The organism is Micromonospora sp. NPDC049900 (assembly GCF_044461025.1).
Taxonomy (GTDB): Bacteria; Actinomycetota; Actinomycetes; order Mycobacteriales; family Micromonosporaceae; genus Micromonospora.
Genome location: NZ_JBITKM010000005.1, coordinates 267018 through 286985 on the forward strand (window position 1 = coordinate 267018; position 19968 = coordinate 286985).

The window sequence follows — 19968 nt, forward strand, 5'->3', positions numbered from 1 at the left end:
GGACGGGAGTATTTCAGCGGGGTTTCACGCCCGTCAATGGTTTCCGGAAGTTTTCCGCAAGTTCCGATGACGGCTCGGCGTGTCCAAGGCCGACCCGCCGGGCCCCACACACCCTTCCGGCCCTGCACGGAGCGACGGAGAGGGGCCGGCGGGCCCGGCGACTGAAACTTCCGGAGATCGAGACGCCACATCGGACACACCGTAGGATTCCGGTCGCGCCCGCGCGGCCACCCGTCGATCTCCCGTCACCGTGGGCAACGGCCCGACCAGCAGCGACGCCCCCGCAGCACGCCCGGTGAGCCGTCGGCGGACGACGACCATCACCCACCCGGACCACGCCACCCACGGCGGCACCCACCCACGGCGGCACCACTGACCAGCGCCGACGCGCCACTGCGGTCGATCGACAGCAGACACCGCTCGCCGACCGCAACCGGGGAAGACACGGAGAGTTATTGACCCGCTTCGATATCGCGGTCTAATATTCCCGAACTACTTCCGGCAAGTTCACCGGAAATTTCAGAGGCGTTCGGCTGGCCCTGCACGACGCGTCGGAGGTGTCGTGGCCGGTCGCCGGCCGACGCGGTGGCGATCCAGGAGGAACGTACGAGATGTCGCAGCTCATCCTGTTCGCGATCGACATCGGCGCGGTGGCCCTGCTCGTCTTCGGGCTCTACTTCCCCCGGCACCGCCGCCGCGATCTCGTCGTCGCCTATCTGGGCGTCAACGTCGGCGTCCTGGCGGTGGCCAGTGCCCTGAGCGCCAGCAACGTCGGTGCCGGACTCGGGCTGGGCCTGGCCCTGTTCGGCGTCCTGTCCATCATCCGGCTGCGCTCGACCGAGCTGGACCAGCACGAGGTCGCGTACTACTTCTCGGCGCTGGCCCTGGGCATCCTCGGCGCGCTGAGCACCACCCAGCTCTGGCTCAGCGCCGGGCTGATGGGTCTCATCCTGGTGGTGATGTTCCTCGGCGACCATCCCCGGTTGCTACGCCACTACCGGCACCAGATCCTGGTGCTCGACTCGGCCGTCACCGACCATCTCGCGCTCGTCGCGCAACTCGAACAGCTCCTCGGCGGCCGGGTGCACGTGGTCACCGTGCAACGGCTCGACCTGGTCAACGAGACCACCGTGGTGGACGTCCGGTACTCGGTGAAGGGCCGGGCCAGCGCCGTGTCCCCGGCCGGCACCGCCGCACCGGCGGGAGCCCAGCGGTGAGCGGGGCGTCCGTCATCCCGGTCGTCTCGGCGATGACCCCGGTCGGTCTCGCCGACGTCCTCGGGCAGGCGGCCCTCCAGACCAGGGTGGACCGCAAGTACGTCGTGCCGGTCCACGCACTGCCCGACCTGCTGGACCGGCTCACCGCGTACGCGCAGGTGTTGGAGATCGACGGGGCGCGCAGCTTCCGCTACGAGTCGGTCTACTTCGACACCCCGCTGTTGGCCAGCTACCACTGCGCGGCCTACCGGCGACGGCGACGGTTCAAGGTGCGGACCCGCACCTACCTGGACTCCGCCCAGTGCTGGCTGGAAGTCAAGATCAGCGGGGCACGCGGCAACATCACCAAGCACCGGCTGCCGTACCTCCCGCAGGACCGGGCCACCGTCGACCCGGGCCGCGCGTTCGTGGACGAGGCGCTGGTCCGCGAGGCGGTCGCGCCCGCCACCGCCGGCAGCAGCCTGGAGCCGGTCCTGGTCACCGGCTACCGGCGTACCACGCTGCTGCTACCGGCCACCGCCAGCCGGGTCACCGTCGACACCGGCCTGACCTGGCAGGACGGCGACCTCGTCCTGCGATTGCCCGACCTGGCGGTGGTCGAGACCAAGACCGGCTCCGCCGCCACGCAGGCGGACCGGCTGCTCTGGCGCGCCGGGCTGCGTCCGGTCCGCATCTCCAAGTACGCCACCGGTCTGGCCGCCCTCCGTCCGGACCTGCCGGACTCACCGTGGCGACGCACGCTGCGGCGGCACTTCCAGGGCGGCTTCGCACCGGTGGGCACCGCACCGACCATCACCCCCCACCGATCCGTTCAGGAGGCATCGTGCGTCTGACCGTCCGCACCGCGGCGGCACCACTGCGCACCGCCGCGATCGCAGCCGTCGCCGTACTGGTCGCCGGGTTGCTCGCCCCCTCACCGTCACCCGCCGGCGCCGAGCCGATCGCCGACGCCGCCATCTCCAGCGCCGCCGAGGCGGCGGCCACCGTCGCGGCCGACGACCTGGTCGGCGACATCGGCTTCTCGGTGCCCAGCGGCACCTTCCAGGGCGCGGTGACGGTGGCGTTGAGCACCACCGTCAGCGGCGCGCAGATCCGCTACACCACCGACGGGAACCTGCCCACCGCACAGTCGCCGCTCTACTCGGGCAGCGGGCTGCGCTTCACCCGGACCACCCAACTGCGGGCCCAGGCGTTCGTCGGGCAGACCGCCTCCGGCGCGCCGGGCACCGCCATGTACGTCGCCCAGAACACCACCACCGCCCACGACTTGCCGGTGGTCCTCATCGACTCGTACGGCGCCGGGCGGCCGGACCGGGAGTACTTCGACGCCGCCACCATGATCTTCGAGCCGCGCGGTGGCACCACCTCGCTGGCCGCCGCGCCCACCGTGGCCACCCGGGCCGGGTTCCGCCTTCGCGGCCAGTCCTCGGCCACGTTCGAGAAGACGCCGTTCCGCCTCGAATTCTGGGACAACGATGACGACGACGCGGACTACCCGGTGCTCGGCATGCCCGCCGACTCGGACTGGGTGCTGCGCGGGCCGTTCACCGACAAGGCGCTGATCCGGGAGGCGTTCGTCTACGACCTCGGTCGCGAGATGGGGCTGCCCGCCCCGCGCTACGCCTTCGCCGAGTTCTATCTGAACACCGACGCCGGGCCGGTCGGGGCCGACGACTACATGGGCGTCTACATGATCGTCGAGACGATCAAGAACTCCAAGAACCGGCTCGACCTCAAGCAGTTGCGCGCCGACGACCGGACGCTGCCGAGGATCACCGGCGGCTACATCTGGAAGTTCGAGTGGATGGCCGCCGAGGAACCGATCCTGCCGTGCACCGGTCCGGCCGCGAGCTGCTGGAACTATCTGGAGGTGGCCGACCCGTCGCCGTTGCAGCCGGAGCAACGGGACTGGTTGCGCGACCACATCCAGGAGTTCCACAACGTGCTGCGCGCGCCGAACTTCGCCGACCCGGTCAGCGGCTACCGGGCGTACATCGACGTGGGCTCCTTCATCGACCAACTCATCCTCAACGAACTCAGCCGCGAGATGGACTCGTACGTCCGCAGCGCCTACTTCTACAAGGACCGGGACACGAAGATCTTCGCCGGTCCGCTCTGGGACTACGACCTGAGCTTCAGCGTGGGCGGATTCTTCGCCAACGACCAGACCGCCGGGTGGCAGCACCAGCAGGTCCGCCAACCGGTGGCGAACGACTGGTTCACCCAGTTGCTACGCGATCCGGCCTTCGTCAACGAGGTGCGGCAGCGCTGGCAGACCCTTCGCCGGGGGCTGCTCTCCGACGCGTCGTTGCAGGCCCGGATCAACACCCTGAGCGCCCCCCTGGCCAACGGCGCCCAGCGCAACTTCCAGCGCTGGCCCAACCTGACCAGCCGGATGGTCAGCTTCTTCGTCACGCCGACCGCCCCCACCTGGCAGGGCCAGGTGCAGGTCATGCGGGACTGGATGCTGCGCCGGGCGGCCTGGCTCGACTCGACCGCCGGTTGGGGTGGCACCACCACGCCCCCGCCGACGACTCCCCCGCCGACCACGCCGCCCCCGACCACTCCCCCGCCGAGTGGTGGTGGCTGCACCGCCACGTACACGGTGACCAGCCAGTGGACCGGCGGTTTCCAGGGCGAGGTGCGGGTCACGGCCGGCAACCGGGCGATCAGCGGCTGGACGGTGACCTGGACGTTCGCCGGTGGTCAGACGGTCAGCCAGGCGTGGAACGCGACCGTCACCAGCCAGGGCGCGGCGGTCACCGCGCGCAACGTCAGCTACAACGGCACGCTGGCCGCCGGGGCCAGCACCACCTTCGGCTTCCTCGGCTCCACCACCGGCACGCCCAGCGCGCCGACACCGACCTGCACGGCGAGCTGAGTGCAGGCGTCCCTGGCACCGGGTCCCGGCCCGGTGCCAGGGACGTACCGGTCAGCGCGGGTGGTGGAGTTCCCCCGAGACCGGGTCCGGCGGCGGTTGGGGCAGTGGCCGGGCACCGTTCGGCCCGAGCCCGTCGAAGATGATCGCCAGATAACGTCGCCACAGCTCCGGTGACGCCTGCGGCACGAAGCTGACGACGTGGCTCGGCGCGCACATCAGCAGGATCACGTCCGTCCCGGTGACGTCGTGCCGGACCGCGCCCGCCGCCTGCGCGCGTTCGACCAGGGCGGTGATCTCCACGAAGAGGCGTCCTCGGGCTTCGGCGAGGTGGTCGTTGAGCGTGCCGGACTCACGCAGGAACGACAGGTCCAACTGCTGCTGCCGACTCGCCGCGGCGTCCAGGAACTCCAGGAGTGCGGCACCGGCGTCGGAAGCGTCCCCGAGCCGCCGCGCCAACTCGGCGAGCCCGTCGATCCGGTCGAGCACCACCGCCGCGAGCAGATCGTCCTTGGTCGGGAAGTGGCGGAACACCGTGCCCTTACCGACGCCGGCCCGCCGGGCGATGTCGGCCACCGAAGCGTCCGGGCCGCGCTCGGCGAACTCCGCCTCTGCCGCGGCCAGCAACGACGCCCGGTTGCGCGCGGCGTCGGCGCGGAGCGGTCGGATCGAGGCGGTCACCGGCCCAGCCTACAAGTTGACCACACGGTCCGTTTATCGCTAACCTGACCGCACGGTCCGCTTTGGACCGGCCTGCCGAACGGGGGGATCATGAAAGCCGTCGTCGCCACCGGATACGGGCCACCCGGACACCTCACCGTCGCCGACATGCCGATCCCCCGGCCGGGGCCAGGGCAGGTCCAGGTACGGATCGCCGCCGCCTCGATCAACCCGATGGACGTACGGCTTCCCGCCGGTGACTTTCGGGACGCCGCCGAGCTGGCCTTCCCGCACGTCCTCGGCAACGACTTCGCCGGTACGGTCAGCGAGGTCAGCGAGGTCGGCGCGGGCGTCGAGGCGTACCACGTGGGCGACGAGGTGTTCGGGCACGCCGTGCCCCGGGCGCTACGGGCGATGGTCGACGCCGGACGGCCCAGCCTGACCACCGGCACCCTCGCCGAGTACGCCGTCTTCGAGGCGGACACGCCGTTCATCGCGCACCGGCCCGCGGCGCTGGACGTCGCCGAGGCCGCTGCGCTGCCGACCGTCGGCCTCACCGTCCAGGCCCTGCTCGCCACCGCGGCACCGCAGCCCGGGGAGACCGTCCTGGTCGTCGGGGCCAGCGGCGGCGTGGGCACCACCCTGCTGCCCAGACTCACCGGCACCACGGTGATCGCCACCGGCCGCCCGCCGGACGCGGACCTGCTGCGGGCGAAGGGCGCCACCGAGGTCATCGACTACGCCGACGAGTACCCCGACCAGGTCGACCTGGCGTTCAACCTGGTGTTGCCCAGCGACCGCCTCCAGCGAGTCGGACGGGCGCTGCGGCCCGGTGGACGGCTCTACACGATCACCTTTCCCCAGCCGGATCCGGCCTTCCTCGACCGCCGTGACGTGCGCTTCGATTTGGTGCTCGACGTGGAGGGCCGGTTCGGCGGGATGCGCGAGGTCGCCGCCCTCACGCCGACCGTCGGCCGCCGGTACCCACTCGCCGAGGGCGTACGCGCGCTCACCGACTTCGTCGGCCGGCACACCCTCGGCAAGCTCGTGCTGACCGTGTGAGTCGACGCCGGGCTCACCGCCCGGCGTCGGCCAGCATCGCCACGAGGTCGTCCAGGGTGTCCAGCCGACGGCCGGTGCCGGTCAGCTCGACCTCGACGCCGTACTCCAGCTCGATCGCGTCGACCAGGCGCAGCAGTCCGAGGGAGTCGACACCCAACGCGATCATGGACCCGCCGGCGAGGAGATCGGCCGCCTCGACCTCCCCTGCGGTGGCCTCGCTGACCATCTGGGCGATCCGGGCCCGCAGTTCGGGGTCGGCCGTCATCAGAACTCCTTCCCGGACTGCCGCACGATGTCGGCGATCTCGGCGATGGTGGGGGTGTCGAAGAAGGCGTCGAGCGGCACCTCGACCCCGAGCCGCTGCTGGATCCGGCCGCTGATCCGGGTCACCGTCAACGAGTGTCCACCGAGGTCGAAGAGGTCCTCGTGCACGCCGATGTCGGGGATCCGCAGCACCTCCTGCCAGATCAGCCGAAGCTGCGCCACCACCGGATCGTCACCACCGTCGCCCTCCGCGCCGCCGGGCGCCTGGGTCCCCGCGCCGCGCGAGTCGGTCGCGGCGTCGCGGGGGGCCGGTGCGGGCAGGGCGGCGCGGTCGACCTTGCCGCTCGGGTTGTGCGGCAGCCGGTCGAGCGTCACGTAATCGGTGGGCAGCACCGCCGTCGGCAGGCTCGACGCCAGGTGCCGACGCAGCTCGGCCGGCTCCGCGACGGCGCCCGGCCGGGGCACCACGTACGCGACGAGGCGGGGCTCGTCGGCGTCGCGCCGCAGCACCGTGGCCGCGGCGGTGACCTCGGCGTGCTCCAGCAGCCGGGCCTCGATCTCGCCCAACTCGATCCGGTGCCCCCGGATCTTGACCTGGTCGTCGGCGCGGCCGAGGAACTCGATCCGCCCGTCCGGCAGCCACCGGCAGCGGTCACCGGTGCGGTAGAGCCGGTCGCCGGGCGCGCCGAACGGGTCGGGGACGAACCGGTCGGCGGTGAGGTCGTCGCGCCCCCGGTAGCCGACGGCCACCCCGGCACCGCCCAGGTGCAGCTCACCGGGGAGCCCGACGGGCGTGGGCCGACCCGCCTCGTCCAGCAGGTACGCCCGGACGTTGGGCAGCGGTCGGCCGATGGTGACCTCGGCGGGGTCGGCCGGGATCTCCGCCATCGTCGCGTACACGGTCGCCTCCGTCGGACCGTACCCGTTGATCAGGCGGGCGGTGCGGGACCGCAACTCCCGGGCGAGGGCGACCGGTAACGCCTCCCCGCCGGTGACCGCGACCAGCGGGACGTCCCCGTCCGCCGACTCCGTCGGGTCACCGAGGCCGGCCTCCAGCAGCACCCGCCAGCCGGACGGGGTGGCCTGGGCATGGGTGACACCGGCGGTGCGGATCAGTCGCCGGACAGCCGCGCCGTCCAGTGCGCTGACGCCCGAGGCCACGACCACCGTGCCGCCGGTGACCAGCGGCAGGAACACCTCCACCGTGGAGATGTCGAACGACGGCGAGGTCAGGTGCAGCCACCGGTGCGTCGGACCGCCACCCACCAGGTCGCGGACGCCGAGCAGCAGGTTGGCCAGCGACCCGTGGCGCACCGCCACGCCCTTCGGGTGTCCGGTCGATCCGGAGGTGTAGAGCACGTAGGCGAGGTCGTCGGCGGTCGGCGGCGGGCCGGCGACGGGCGTGGTCGGGGCGGCGCGCAGGTCGCCCTGGTCGAGGGCGAGCGTGGGCCAGGCGGGGTCCGGCGCGGCGACACCGGTCACCACCAGCGTCGGCGTGGCGTCGGCGAGCACGGCCTGCTGGCGGGCCGGCGGGTGGCCGGGGTCGACCGGCAGGTAGGCGGCCCCGCAGCGCCACACCGCCAGCATGGTCACCACCGCCTCCCAGGAACGGTCCAACGCGACCGCGACGACCGAGCCGGGACCGACGTCCCGCTGTCGCAGCAGTGCGGAGAGTCGGGCGGCGGCGGTGTCGAGCTGGGTGTAGCTCAGCGTCCGGTCACCGTCGACCACGGCCGCCGCGTGCGGGTCCGCGGCGACCCGGGCGGCGAAGAGGGCCGGCACGGTGGCGTCGACCGGGTACGCCCGGGCGGTGTCGTTCCAGGCCCGGGTGACCTGGTCGAACTCGTCGGCGGTCAGCAGCGGCAGTTCCGCCACCGGTCGGTCGGGGTCGGCGACCACGGCGTCCAGCAGGGTGCGCAGGTGTGCACCGATGCGGCCTACGGCGGCGCTGTCGATCGCCGCCGGGCTGTGCTGGAGGCTGACCGTGAGGCCGGTGGACGCGTCCACCACCTGGACGTGCAGCGCGTTGCGGGCGGCACCGCAGAACATCGTCCAGTCGACCTCGCTGGCCACCCCGGAGAAGACCGGTGCGTCGGCGCGCTTCCGGTAGCCGATGCTGACCGGGGTCGACGCCGGTGCCGGACGCAGGCCGGGGACGGCCTGGGCCAACGGCACCGCCCGGTACCGGTACACCTCGCGCAGCCGGGCCCGGACGGTGCGCGCGTGCGCGCGGAACGTCGTGTCGGCCGGGTCGGCGGCGACCGGCAGTTCGTTGACGAACAGTCCGATCCGGTCGGCCTGGTCGGGGGTACGGGTGGAGAGCGCCACCCCGACCGGGGTGTCCCGGTTGCCGTAGCGGGCGAGCAACGCGTGCAGCACCGCGAGCAGCAGTTCGAAGCGGGTCACCCCGAGCGACCGCGCGGTCCGGTCGAGCCCCTGCACCAGGTCGGTGGGCAGGTCCACGGGGACGGCGGCACCGGGCTCCGCGGCGGTGGGCAGCCGCCGCAGTCCGGGCAGGACCACGTCGCCGGGCCCGGACCAGTGCCGCGCCCAGTGGTCGCGGGCGGCGGGCAGGTCGGCGGCGAGGCGTTGCTGTTCGGCGGCGGCGAGGCCCGCGTACTCGTCGGGTCGGGGTGCGGGGTCCAGGTTGGCGCCCTCGCGGGCGGCGGCGTACGCGGCGGCCAGGTCCCGGACCAGGATGTCCTTCGACATGCCGTCGAAGACCAGGTGGTGGGCGGTGACGAGCAGCAGGTGCGTGTCGTCGGCGTCGGTGAGCAGGGTGAAACGGGCCAGCGGACCGGCCGTCAGGTCGTACGCCCGGGCGATCTCCTCGGCCACCCGGGCGTCGGTCAGTTCCCCGAATCCGACCGCCGGACGGCTGTCGGCCGGGGCCAGGTGCGGGGTGCCGTCGTCACCGACGACGATCCTGGCCGCGAGGATCGGATGCCGGTCGGTCACCGAGGCGCAGGCCGCGACGAGGGCCCGACGGTCGAGGGCGGCGCCGAACCGTACGCCCACCGCCATGTGGAAGGCCGTGCCGGCGACCCCGGCCCGCTCGGTGAACCAGACGGCGTGCTGTGCGGAGGTCGCCTCGGCGGTGCCCACATCTGCTCCCAGGGTTGTGCGGGTGGTGGTCAGTTCTCGAAGAGATCGACGAGTTGCCGCTTGAGCACCTTGCCGCCCTCGTTACGGGGCAGTTCGTCGAGCAGCAGGAGCCGGGCGGGCAACTGGTAGTCGGCCAGCCGGTCCGCGAGGAATCCCCGCAGCACGGGCAGGGACAGTCCACCCGGCTCGGTCTGCGGTCGGGGCACCACGGCGGCGGCCACGGCGGAGCCGAGCACCGGATGCGGGACACCGACGACGGCGACCTGGGCGACCAGCGGATGGTCGTGCAGCGCCGCCTCGACCTCCAGGGTCGAGACCTTGAACGCGCCGGTCTTGATCACGTCCTGGTGCCGGTCGGTGAGGTACAGGTAGCCGTCGGCGTCGATCCGGCCGACGTCGCCCATGCGGACCCATCCGTCGCGGAAGGTGGCCCGGTTGGCCGCCTCGTCGCGGTAGTAGGCGCGGGGAAACGGCGCGCGCAGCCAGACGTCACCGGTCGTGTCGGCGGGCAGCGGATTGCCGTCGGCGTCGGCGACCATGAGCCGGCCGCCGACCGGCCGACCGACCGCGTCCCGCCGGGACGGGTCCCAGATCATCGTGGTCTGGGCCGGTGCCGCCTCCGTGGAGGTGTAGTAGTTGACGATGGTGGCCTGCGGAAACGTCGCGGCGAGCCGGGCCGCGACCGCCGGTGCGAGGAACGCGGCGGTGGAGCCGATCAGGTGTACGCCGCTGGTGTCCCGCCCGCGCAGGGCACCGGAGTCGAGCAGTTCGACGGCGATCGACGGGACGACGAAGACGGTGCCGGCGACCTCGACCAGTCGGGCGAACCGGGCCGGGGTGAACCGGGGCAGGGTGAGGGCGGCGGCCTGCGCGGTCACCGCGTTGAGCAGCATGGTCTGCCCGGCGTTGGTGCCGATCGCGAAGGCGTGCAGGAACCGTTCCGAGTGGGCCAGGGCCAGCCGGCGCGGATGGTACGGCGCACCGGCGGTGAGGTTGGCGTGGCTGGCGGCGACTCCCTTGGGGCGTCCGGTCGTGCCCGAGGTGTAGAGGATCTGCGCGAGGTCACCGGGTCGGGCGACGGACTCGCCGTCCCAAGGTGGCTCGGCCAGCAGCTCGGCGCAGGTCCAGACCGGCAGGCCGGACGGCACCGGCGGGGCCGGGGTGTCGTCGCCGTGCAGCACGGCGGTGGCCGCGCAGTGCTCCAGGGCGTAGCCGAGCTGCCCGGCGGCGAGTCGGTCGGAGAGCGGCACGGCGACGCCACCGGCGCGCAGCACCCCGACGTACGCGACGGCGAAGCCGGTCCAGTCCCGGGCGCCGAAACAGAGGCCGACGCGGTCACCGCGCCGCAGGCCGCGCCGGGACAACGCGGCGGCGACGGCACTCGCCCCGGCGGACCAGTCGGCGAACGTCAGCCGGGCCACCCCGTGCACCTCGACCGCGACCCGGTCGGGATGCAGAGCGGTACGCCAGTCCAGCAGCTCGGGAACGGTACGCCCGGCAGCCGCCGTACTCACCTCGGCCCGCCTTCCCCACCGGTCACGGCGACCGGTTCCCGTTCGTCCCCGGCCCTCGCCGACCGGGCCCGGCGTTCCTCGATGCCGACCAGGTCGTCCGGGGGCGCGTCGGGCACCTCGTCGTCGAAGCGGGACAGCACCGGCGTGGCCAGCGACACCAGCGCCGTCACCGCGATGCAGAGCCCGAACAGGACATAGAGCAGCCCGTGGCCGCGCCCCGGCCCGACCCCGATCACCGCGCCGACCGTGCCGGCGAGCACGCCGTCGGCCAACAGCATCGGCTCGGTCACCCGGGCGGCGAACGGGGCGACCAAACCCCAACCCAGCGGCAGCGTGGACTGCGCCACCATCTGGTTGAGCGCGAAGACCCGCCCGTGCACCCGGGGTGGCACCTTGGTCTGGATGATCGTGTGGTAGACGCCGTTGACGATGGCGAGCGCGAGGTACATGCCGAACGCGCCCGCGCCGATCACCAGCAGGTTCGGCCGCAGCCCGGTCACCACGGCGGCCACCGCGATGCCGAGCGTGCCGAGCAGCACCGCCCGCATCCGGCGCTTGCGGGGGCCGCCCCAGAGCAGCATCACCAGGCCGCCGGTGGCGGCGCCGACCCCGCCGGTCAGCGCGATCCGCGCCACCTCGTCCAGGTCGGCGAAGCCGAGCACCAGCGGGGAGAGCAGGAACAGCACCGGGAAGAGGAAGAAGTTCAGCGCGGCGAAGAACGCCAGCATGGCGCGGAACTCCCGGCGGCGCAGCGCGTACCGCAGCCCGGCGACGATCTCCGCGCCGATGCTCTCGCGGCGTTGCAGGGCGAGCGTACGGGGGAACCTCACCACCGCCAGCACACCGACCGCGAAGAGGTACGACGCCACGTCGATGAGCAGGATGCCGCGCAGCCCGACGACCTGGAGCAACGCCACGGCGATCAGCGGCACGGTGAACTGGGTGAGGCCGACGGCGGTCTGGGCGAGCCCGTTGGCGTGGCCGAGGAAACGCTTGGGCACGAGTTGCGGCACCGCCGAGACGAACGCGAGCCGTTGGAAGGCCAGCGCCACCGACAGCCAGGCGGTGAACGGGTAGAAGTGCCAGACCTCGGCCAGGTCGGTCAGCACCAGCGCGGCCATCACGGCGTTGCCGCCACCGGCGGCGAGGCAGGCACTCAACAGGACGCGCCGTCGGCTGAACCGGTCGATCACCGCACCGGCCAGCGGCGCGACGAGCAGACCGGGCATCAGCGCGAGAACTGCGAAGAGGGCGAAGCGGGCGAGCGAGCCGGTCTGCGTGTAGATCCACAGTGGTACAGCGAAGGTGGTGAGCGCGGTGCCCATGCCGGAGACGATCTGCCCGGCCGCGACCAGCCCGAAGCGCCGCATGCTCGGCGGCGGCGCGGCGGCCGTCGGGCTGGTCGCGCCGGAAGGTCCGTCCGGTCCCCGGTGGGAGACGGCGGCGAGCTGCCAGGCGGGCTGCGGGCCGTCCGGCTCGGCGGTCGCCGGCACGCCGTCCGGGCGCGGTGCGGCGGCGAGGTGCCGGTGTACGGCCGTGACGATCTCGGCGAGTTCGGCGGCGCGGTATCGGAGGAAGTAGTGTCCGGCCTCGTCGATCACGGCGAGCGCGGTGCGGTCGCTGAGGAAGTGCCACTCGCGGTAGCGCTCCTCGTGGAAGTCGGTGCTGCGGTCGCGCTCGCCGACGACGGAGACGACCGGCGCGCGCAGCCGGTCGACCCGCTGCCGCATCAGTTCGGTGAAGTACTCCTCGGAGACCTCCGCGTCGTGCCGCATGGCGCGGATCAGGAACGCGACCTCGTCCGGTGCCAACGACCCGACGGCGGTGCCCTGCGCCTGCAACCAGGTGCGGTAGATCCGGTCACTGCGCAGGCGCTCGGCCAACCGCAGGCGCAGCAGCGGGCCGAGCAGGCCGCCGACGGGGCGGGCGAACGGGAAGACCGCGCCGAGGTACACCGCCTCCAGGTCCCGGCCGGCGGCCTCCAGTCGGCGGGCGACCTCCACGGCCAGCGCCCCGCCGGGGCCGCAGTGACCGTAGAGGATCAGCGGCCCGGGGACCCGACGCAGAATCTCCGCGACGACGTCGGCGGCGACCTCCGCGACGGGTGCCGGGTCGTCGGCGAGGCCGATGTCGTGCCCGGGCATGGCCACCGACAGCAGCCGGTACCCGGCCGGCAGGGCGTCGGCCAGGGGCTGGTAGACCACCGCGCTGCCGCCGCCGTACGGGACGCAGACCAGGGTGGCGATCCGGGTGGCGGCGGGCGTCGGCCGGGTCAGTTCGTGCAGCAGCCCGCCTTCCCCGCCGTCTCCGGCGGCCAGCCGGGCCAGCTCGCGTACGGTGCGGTGGCGGAACAGGTCCATCACGCTGACCGGCGGCGCGCCCGGGCCGACCACGTCGGGCAGTTCCCGACGCAGCCGGGCCACCACCTGGGTGGCCAGCAGGGAGTGCCCGCCCAGCTCGAAGAAGTCGTCGGTGGCGCCGACCTGGGACACCCCGAGCACGGCCCGCCAGACCTCGGCCACCAGGCTCTCCACCGGCCCGGTCGGCGTCTCCCGCTCGCCGGTCGGCGTGTCGTCGACCGGCTCGGGCAGGGCCCGCCGGTCCACCTTGCCGTGCTCCTGCAACGGCAGCCGCTCCAGGCACACCCACCGGCTCGGCACCATGTGCTCGGGCAACCGGTCGGCGAGCCGGCGACGCAACTCGGCCGGCTCGGGCGCGGCCACGTCGGGCACCGGTTCCAGGTACGCCACCAGCCGGTCGTCGCGCAGCAGCACCGCCGCCTGCCGTACCCCGGGTGAGTCCCGCAGCGCGGCCTCGATCTCGCCGAGCTCGACCCGGTAGCCACGGATCTTGACCTGGTGGTCGCGGCGGCCGAGGAAGACGAGTTGGCCGTCGGCGCGCCAGCGGCCCAGGTCGCCGGTGCGGTAGAGGCGCGCGCCGGGTGGACCGTACGGGTCGGGGACGAAACGCTCGCCGGTCAGGTCGGGCCGGTTCAGGTAGCCGCGCGCCAGCCGGTCACCACCGAGGTACAGCTCGCCGGGTACGCCGACCGGCACCGGGTGCATCCGCTCGTCGAGCACGTACACCCGGGCGTACGGCAGGGGTCGGCCGAGCGGCACCGGCCCGGTCCTCGGCCCGTCGGCGGTGACCTCGTACGTGGTGACGCCGACGGTGGCCTCGGTGGGCCCGTAGTGGTTGAACACCCGGGCCGACCCGGCGGCGGCGAGCGGGCCGACCCGGTCCAGTTCGGACGACTCGCCGCCGAGGACGAGCGCGCGGGCGGGCAGCAGCTCCCCCGGCTCCACCTCGGCGGTCAACGCCCACAGATGCGACGGGGTGATCTTCAGGTAGTCGATGCGCGCGGCCCGGAGCCGCTCGGCGAGTTCGGCGCCGGTGCACCGACGTGGCAGCAGGTGCACCGCGCCACCGGTGGCCAACGCCAGATAGAAGAGGGTGACGCTGAAATCGAACGACATCGACTGCATCAGCCCGTGCCGGGCGGCCGGGACGACCGCGAGGCGGTCGGCCACCCCGTCGAGGTACCGCAGCACCTGCCGGTGTGCCACGGCGACCCCCTTCGGGGTGCCGGTGGACCCGGAGGTGTAGATGACGTATGCGAGGTCCCCGCCGGTGGTGGCGGTCTCCGGTGTGCGGGCGGGCTGAGCCGCGACCTCGGCGGCGATCTCGTCCAGCACCACCGTGGTCGTCCCGGCGGGCAGCCGGTCCCGCAGGTCGGGGCTGGTCAGCACCAGGGCGGGGCGGGCGTCGGCGAGCATCAGGCCCAGCCGGGCGGTGGGCTGTTCCGGGTCCAGCGGCAGGTACGCCCCACCGGCCCGCAGCACCCCGAGCAGCGTCGCGGCCAGGTCGACCGACTGGTCGAGCAGCACCCCGACCAGCCGGTCCGGGCCGATCTCCCGGCCGCGCAGCCAGTGGGCGAGCCGGTTGGCCCGCCGGTCCAGCTCCCGGTAGGTGAGCGCGTCCGCGCCGAGCACCACCGCTGGTGCGTCGGGGGTGGCGGCGACGTGCGGGCCGATCAGCTCGGCCAGCGTGGTCGCCGGCCCGGTGACCCCGGCCACCGCATCATGCTCGGGTCGGCCCAGGGCCAGCATCCGGTCCCGTTCGTCCGCGTCGAGCAGGTCCAGGTCGACCACGGGTAGGTCCGGCCGGGCGACCGCGGCGCGCAGCAGGGTGGCGAGACTCGCGGTGAGCCGGCGTACGGTGGCGGTGTCGAAGAGGTCGGTGTTGTGGACGACCATGCCGCGCAGTCCGTCGGCGGTCTCGCCGACGTACAGCGACAGGTCGAAGCGGGCGCTGGCCGTGTCGGTCCCGACGCCCTCGACGTGCAGGTCCTCGGGCCACCGGGTGCCGCCGGGCGCGTAGTTCTGCAACGTGAACAGCACCTGGAAGACCGGGGAGCGGCTCACGTCCCGGGCGACGTTGAGGTCCTTGACCAGGCGTTCGAACGGGATCTCCTGGTGGGCCAGGGCGCGCACGACGGTGGTCCGGGTCCGCCGCAGCAGGGTCGCGAAGCTGGGTTCGGTGCCTGCGGTGTCGGCGGTCGCGGCGACCGGGGACAGGTCGGCGCGCAGGGCGAGGGTGTTGACGAACAGACCGACGAGGTTCTCCAGCTCCGGCACCACCCGGCCGGCGACCGGCGAGCCGATGGCGAAGTCCCGCTGGCCGCTGTAGCGGAACAGCACCGCCTGTAGGCCGGTGAGCAGGGTCATGTAGAGGGTGGCCCGGTGGGCCCGGCTGAGCCGGCGGAGGCCGTCGGTGAGGTCGGCGTCGAGGGCGAAGCGGTGGACGCCACCGGCGTACGACTGCACCGCCGGGCGAGGCCGGTCGGTGGGCAGTTCCAGCGCGGGTACGCCGGCCAGTGCCCGGGTCCAGTAGGCGAACCCGTCCCCGGTGGCCGGTCCGTCGAGCCGGTCCCGCTGCCAGGCGGCGTAGTCCAGGTAGCCGGTGGCCGGTGCCGTGGGCGGGGGCGTGCCGTCGCGCAGTGCGCCGTAGGTCGCGGCGATCTCGTCGAGCAGCAGGTTCAGGGACCAGCCGTCGCTGACGATGTGGTGCATGGCGAGATGCACCAGGTGTTCCCGGTCGGCGAGCCGGACCACGAGCACCCGCAGCAGTGGGGCGGTGCCGAGGTCGAACGGAGTGCGTACCGAGGTGGCCACCAGCTCGCGGGCGGCGGCCTCGTCGGGTGCGGCGGTGACGGTGAGCGGTACCCGGACGTCGGAGGCGACGTGCACGACCGGTTCGCCGTCGGCGTTCTCGGTGAACCGCATGCGGAGGCTGTCGTGCCGGGCGGCGGTCGCGTCGACGGCGGCCCGCAGCAGCTCGACGTCCACCGCTCCCCGGAGCCGCACGGTCGAGTGGACCAGGTACGCGGCGGTACCCGGGACGAGTTGCTCGGTGAACCAGATCCGTTCCTGGCCGAAGGAGAGTCGGGGCGCGGCGAGGCGCGAAGTCGTGGTCGGGATGGTGGTGTCTCGGGCCGGCACGTCGACGTTCGTCACGCTATGCCTCAATCCGATGACGGACGGGAGTCAGTAGTCTGCATCCCGCCTCCCACATGGTGGATCGGCTGATCGGTCCACTGTGTGGACTCGATCGATCGATCCGGCGGCGGAACGGACCGTCGTACCGTCGGGAATGCGATTCGCGGAAACGGTGATCCCCGCCGAGTGGGCGTCAGAGCCGCTGCGCTACGCCGAGTTCTCCGGCGGCGGTGCCGGGACGGCACCGCCCACCTGGGCCCAGCAGGTCCTCCTGCGCTCGATCGCCCGATTCGGTTCCAACCACCGCTTCCTCAACCTGCGGCGGACCGTGCCGGTCTCGCCTCGCGCCGGGGTGGACGTGGCGACCACGACCCGGGCGGTGGGTGCGCTGGTCAGCCGACACTCCGCGTTACGCACCCGGCTCCCGGTCGTCGACGGCGAGCCCCGCCAGGAGATCACCCCGGCCGGGCTGGTTCCGCTGTTGGTCCAGGCCGGCACCGGCGACGGCGCGGCGACCGCACGACAGGTCGCCGACCGGCTCGGCGACGTCGCGTTCGACCATGCGGCTGAGTGGCCACTGCGGGTCGCGCTGGTGACGGCGGCCGATCGGGTACGACAGATCGTGCTGGTGTTCAGTCACACCACCGTCGACGCCCACGCCGTCGAGATCGTCCTGCGTGACCTGCGGTTGCTCCTGCTGCGCGGCAGCCTGTCCACCCCGGCCGGACCCCAGTCGGCGGACGTGGCCCGGCTCCAGTGCGGGCCCGACTCGCCGCGCTCGCAGCGGGCGGTGGCGTACTGGCTGCGCGAGTTCGACCGGCTCCCCCGACAGCCGCTGGTCCCGTCCGGGCCGGGCCTGGAGCCGCACCTGCGCCGGGGCGTCCTGGTCTCCCCCGCCCTCGACCGGGCCGCCCGGCTCGTCGCCGCCCGCTATCGGGTCAGCGTCTCCGCCGCGCTGCTCGCCGGCTACCACGCGATGGCCGTACGCACCTGCGGGCGCGAGCTGTCCGGTCTCTTCCCGATGTCCCACAACCGGTTCCGCACCGAGTACGCCCAGGCGGTGGCGAACCTCGGTCAGATCGGCTTCGGTGCGGTGGACCTGGCCGGATGCGTCGACTTCGCCGACCTGCTGCACCGGGTCTGGGCGACGTCGCTGAACGGCCTGCGGCACGCGTACTACCAGCCGTCCGCGCTGCGGCACGCCTTCGAGGAGCGGGGCATCGACCACGAGACGGCGTTCCACCCGCACCACTACTTCAACGACGTCCGGCTGCCGCTGGGCGGCCTCGACCAGCCACCCGAGGTGACCCGGGACGCGCTGCGGGCCGCCACGGCGGAGAGCACCTTCTCCTGGACCGCCGGGCTGAACGCCGCCTCCTGGCACCTGCTGGCCCATGTCGTCGACGAACCGGACGCGGTGGGCGTCACGCTCACCGTCGACACCCGGCACCTCACGATGGACTCGGTCGAGCCGTTCCTGCGGGGCATGGAGGAGTTGCTGGTCGAGGCGGCCTTCGGCGACGTGCGGTGGCCCTGGTCGCCGACGTCCAGCGCCGCCAGCGGGCCGGTCCCGCCCGGTGCCGGGGACGTCGAGGCGACCACGTACGCGGACTTCGCCGGTGGGCGGGCCGCCAGCGCACCGCTGACCTGGGGACAGCGCGCCATGTGGCGGACCGTCGAGGAGTTCGAGTCTCCCGCCGCGTACCGGGTGCTGAGCCTGGACCGCACCGTCGCCGTGTCGGCACGGACCGAGGTGACCGTCCCCGAGGCGGTGCAGGCCCTCGGCGCACTCGTCTCCCGGCACGGGTCGTTGCGCACCCGGTTCCGTCGCCGCGACGACGAGGTGCACCAGGAGATGGCGGCGACCGGGCGGCTTCCCGTCGGCGTGCACGACGTACCCCGGCCGGTGGACGACCCCGACGGCCGCGCCCTCGCCGCAGAGCTGGCCGTCCGGCTGCGCGCGTCGCGCTTCGACCACGTCGCCGAGTGGCCGCTGCGGGTCGCCCTGGTCACCGTCGGCGACCGGGTACGCCAGGTCGTGCTGGTGTTCAGCCACGCCACCGTCGACTTCCACGCCACCGACGTCGTCCTGCGCGACCTGCGCCGGCTCCTGCGGCGCGGCACGCTGGACACGCCGGTCGGACTCCAGTCGGTTGACCTCGCCGGGCGGGAACGCGACGCCGGACGACGACGGTCGGAACGGGCGGTGGCGTACTGGCTGCGGCAGCTCCCGGGCCTCGGGGCGAACCTCTCCGAGCCGGTCGGCGCCGCGCCGGCACCCCGTTACCGGCGTGGGTCGCTGGTCTCCCGCGCCGTCCATCACGCGGCGTGCCTGATCGCGACCCGCAACGCCGTCAGCACCTCCAACGTCGTGCTGGCGGCGACCGCCGCCGGGCTGACCGGAGCCGCTGGGCAGGACTCCTGCGGCATCGTGGTGATGGCCAACAACCGCTTCCAGCCGGGGCACCAGGAAGCTGTCGGCACCCTCAACCAGATCGGGCTCTGCCGCCTCGACCTGGCCGACCGGCCCGGCTTCGCCGAACTGCTGTCCCGGGCCCGGCGAGGCGCGTTGGACGCCTACCGGCACGCCTACTACGACCCGGCCGTCTGGGAACGCACCTTCACCGACCTCGGCCACGACCACCGGACCTTCCTGTCCCCGTACTGCTACCTCAACGACGCCCGGTTGGCGCGCGACGTCGACCCGACGGACGTGGCCCCGGACGAGACCGCGTTGCGGGCGATGGTCGGTGACAGCGGTTTCCACTGGTTGCCGGAGTTGGCACGGTTCCCGTGGCGCTGCCGGGTCCAGGTCCTCGACGCCCCCGGTGCGGTCGAACTGGTCGTCACCGCCGACACCCGCTACTTCCCGGCCGAGCGGGTCGAGCCGTTCCTGCGCGGCGTCGAGGCGCTACTGGTCGAGGCGGCCTTCCGCGACGTGCCCTGGCCGTGGTCCCCGGCGGCGGTCGGCACCGGCACGCCCGGATAACCGGTCGACCGGTCCGCCGCCGGGTGTGAGGATCGCCGGATGCCGTCCTCCCGTCGTGACCTGCTGCGCTGGCAGTTCGACCTGACCTGGTCGCTGTTCGAGTACCACCTGGAGCGGCTGGAGCCGGCGCACTTCCGCCGCGAGGTCGCCGCGCTCTCCTGGACGGTCCGCCCGGACGCCACCGGCCGGTGGGTGCCGGACTGGGCCGACACCGAGCCGGACCCGGTGCCGGTCCCGACCATCGCCTGGCTGACCTGGCATATCGGCTGGTGGTGGAGCGTGGCCACCGACCATCTGAAGGGCCGCCCGCCACGGGACCGAACCGAGGTGTCCTGGCCGGGTGACGGTGAGCCCACCATCGCCTGGTTGCGGAAGCTGCGGGCCGAGTGGTCGGAGGTGTTGGACCGGCTCACCGACGCCGACCTCGACGAGGTCGCCCCCTTCCCCTGGTCGCGCGACCCGGAGCACACCGTCGCGCACCTGCTCGCGTGGGTCAACGCCGAGCTGATGAAGAACGTCGCCGAGATCGGCCAGCTCCGGTTGGTGCAGGACGCCTCGTCCTGACCGGTGCTCGGATCGGCCGAGCCGTGGCCGAAGCTGAGGGCAGGTGACCTACAGCGGGGGCCATGTCGAGCTGAACCGTTCGTGCTCTCAGGTCGACAGTGTCCACGCACCCTGTGCCCGGCCGCAGCGGACCGCCCACCGAACCGACCGCGAAGCACTCCGACACGTACCCGCGGACCCCTCAGCGATGGGCGATGGTTCCGGGGCCACGGTAGGC

Annotated in this window: 11 protein-coding genes; 6 read left to right on the forward strand and 5 right to left on the reverse strand. The window is 73.2% G+C overall.

Annotation, left to right across the window (positions count from 1 at the left end):
- Positions 1–611 precede the first annotated feature (611 nt).
- The 3 genes from ACIBMZ_RS15125 to ACIBMZ_RS15135 are packed head-to-tail and all read left to right on the forward strand — an operon-like array spanning position 612 to position 4098.
- Positions 612–1217: a DUF4956 domain-containing protein gene (locus ACIBMZ_RS15125; RefSeq protein ID WP_396693977.1), complete on the forward strand. Its 606-nt coding sequence runs from the start codon at positions 612–614 to the stop codon at positions 1215–1217.
- Positions 1214–2050 (forward strand): polyphosphate polymerase domain-containing protein, encoded by an 837-nt coding sequence (locus tag ACIBMZ_RS15130; RefSeq protein ID WP_396693979.1) that lies wholly within the window; start codon positions 1214–1216, stop codon positions 2048–2050. The genes ACIBMZ_RS15125 and ACIBMZ_RS15130 overlap by 4 nt, the downstream gene beginning before the upstream one ends.
- The gene (locus tag ACIBMZ_RS15135) at positions 2041–4098 is read left to right on the forward strand and encodes a CotH kinase family protein (protein ID WP_396693981.1); all 2058 of its coding nucleotides are present in this window, start codon (positions 2041–2043) and stop codon (positions 4096–4098) included. Before ACIBMZ_RS15130 ends, ACIBMZ_RS15135 begins: the two co-directional genes overlap by 10 nt.
- A gap of 51 nt (positions 4099–4149) precedes the next feature.
- Here ACIBMZ_RS15135 and ACIBMZ_RS15140 read toward each other — a convergent pair whose 3' ends face one another.
- A complete protein-coding gene (locus ACIBMZ_RS15140) occupies positions 4150–4776 on the reverse strand; it encodes a TetR/AcrR family transcriptional regulator (protein WP_396693983.1) in 627 nt (208 codons plus the stop codon).
- Between the two features lie 90 nt (positions 4777–4866).
- On the opposite strand from ACIBMZ_RS15140, the gene ACIBMZ_RS15145 reads away from it, so the two are divergent.
- Positions 4867–5817 carry an NADP-dependent oxidoreductase gene (locus ACIBMZ_RS15145; protein WP_396693985.1) on the forward strand — a complete coding sequence of 317 codons (951 nt, stop codon included), beginning with the start codon at positions 4867–4869 and terminating at the stop codon, positions 5815–5817.
- 13 nt (positions 5818–5830) lie between these two features.
- Here the strand turns inward: ACIBMZ_RS15145 and ACIBMZ_RS15150 are convergent, their stop codons facing one another.
- Genes ACIBMZ_RS15150 through ACIBMZ_RS15165 form a run of 4 tightly spaced genes read right to left on the reverse strand, consistent with a single transcriptional unit; the run spans position 5831 to position 16216 of the window.
- Positions 5831–6082, reverse strand: coding sequence for a phosphopantetheine-binding protein (locus ACIBMZ_RS15150; protein WP_396693987.1), 252 nt, complete (start codon positions 6080–6082; stop codon positions 5831–5833).
- Positions 6082–9186, reverse strand: coding sequence for an amino acid adenylation domain-containing protein (locus ACIBMZ_RS15155; RefSeq protein WP_396693989.1), 3105 nt, complete (start codon positions 9184–9186; stop codon positions 6082–6084). The genes ACIBMZ_RS15150 and ACIBMZ_RS15155 overlap by 1 nt, the downstream gene beginning before the upstream one ends.
- Positions 9187–9215: 29 nt before the next feature.
- A complete protein-coding gene (locus tag ACIBMZ_RS15160) occupies positions 9216–10700 on the reverse strand; it encodes a class I adenylate-forming enzyme family protein (protein ID WP_396693991.1) in 1485 nt (494 codons plus the stop codon).
- Positions 10697–16216: an amino acid adenylation domain-containing protein gene (locus ACIBMZ_RS15165; RefSeq protein WP_396693993.1), complete on the reverse strand. Its 5520-nt coding sequence runs from the start codon at positions 16214–16216 to the stop codon at positions 10697–10699. The genes ACIBMZ_RS15160 and ACIBMZ_RS15165 overlap by 4 nt, the downstream gene beginning before the upstream one ends.
- A gap of 136 nt (positions 16217–16352) precedes the next feature.
- Between ACIBMZ_RS15165 and ACIBMZ_RS15170 the strand changes: the two genes are divergently transcribed.
- Together ACIBMZ_RS15170 and ACIBMZ_RS15175 are read left to right on the forward strand one after the other, a co-directional pair.
- Positions 16353–19187 (forward strand): condensation domain-containing protein, encoded by a 2835-nt coding sequence (locus ACIBMZ_RS15170; RefSeq protein WP_396693995.1) that lies wholly within the window; start codon positions 16353–16355, stop codon positions 19185–19187.
- Between the two features lie 39 nt (positions 19188–19226).
- Positions 19227–19751, forward strand: coding sequence for a DinB family protein (locus ACIBMZ_RS15175; protein ID WP_396693997.1), 525 nt, complete (start codon positions 19227–19229; stop codon positions 19749–19751).
- Positions 19752–19968: the final 217 nt, after the last annotated feature.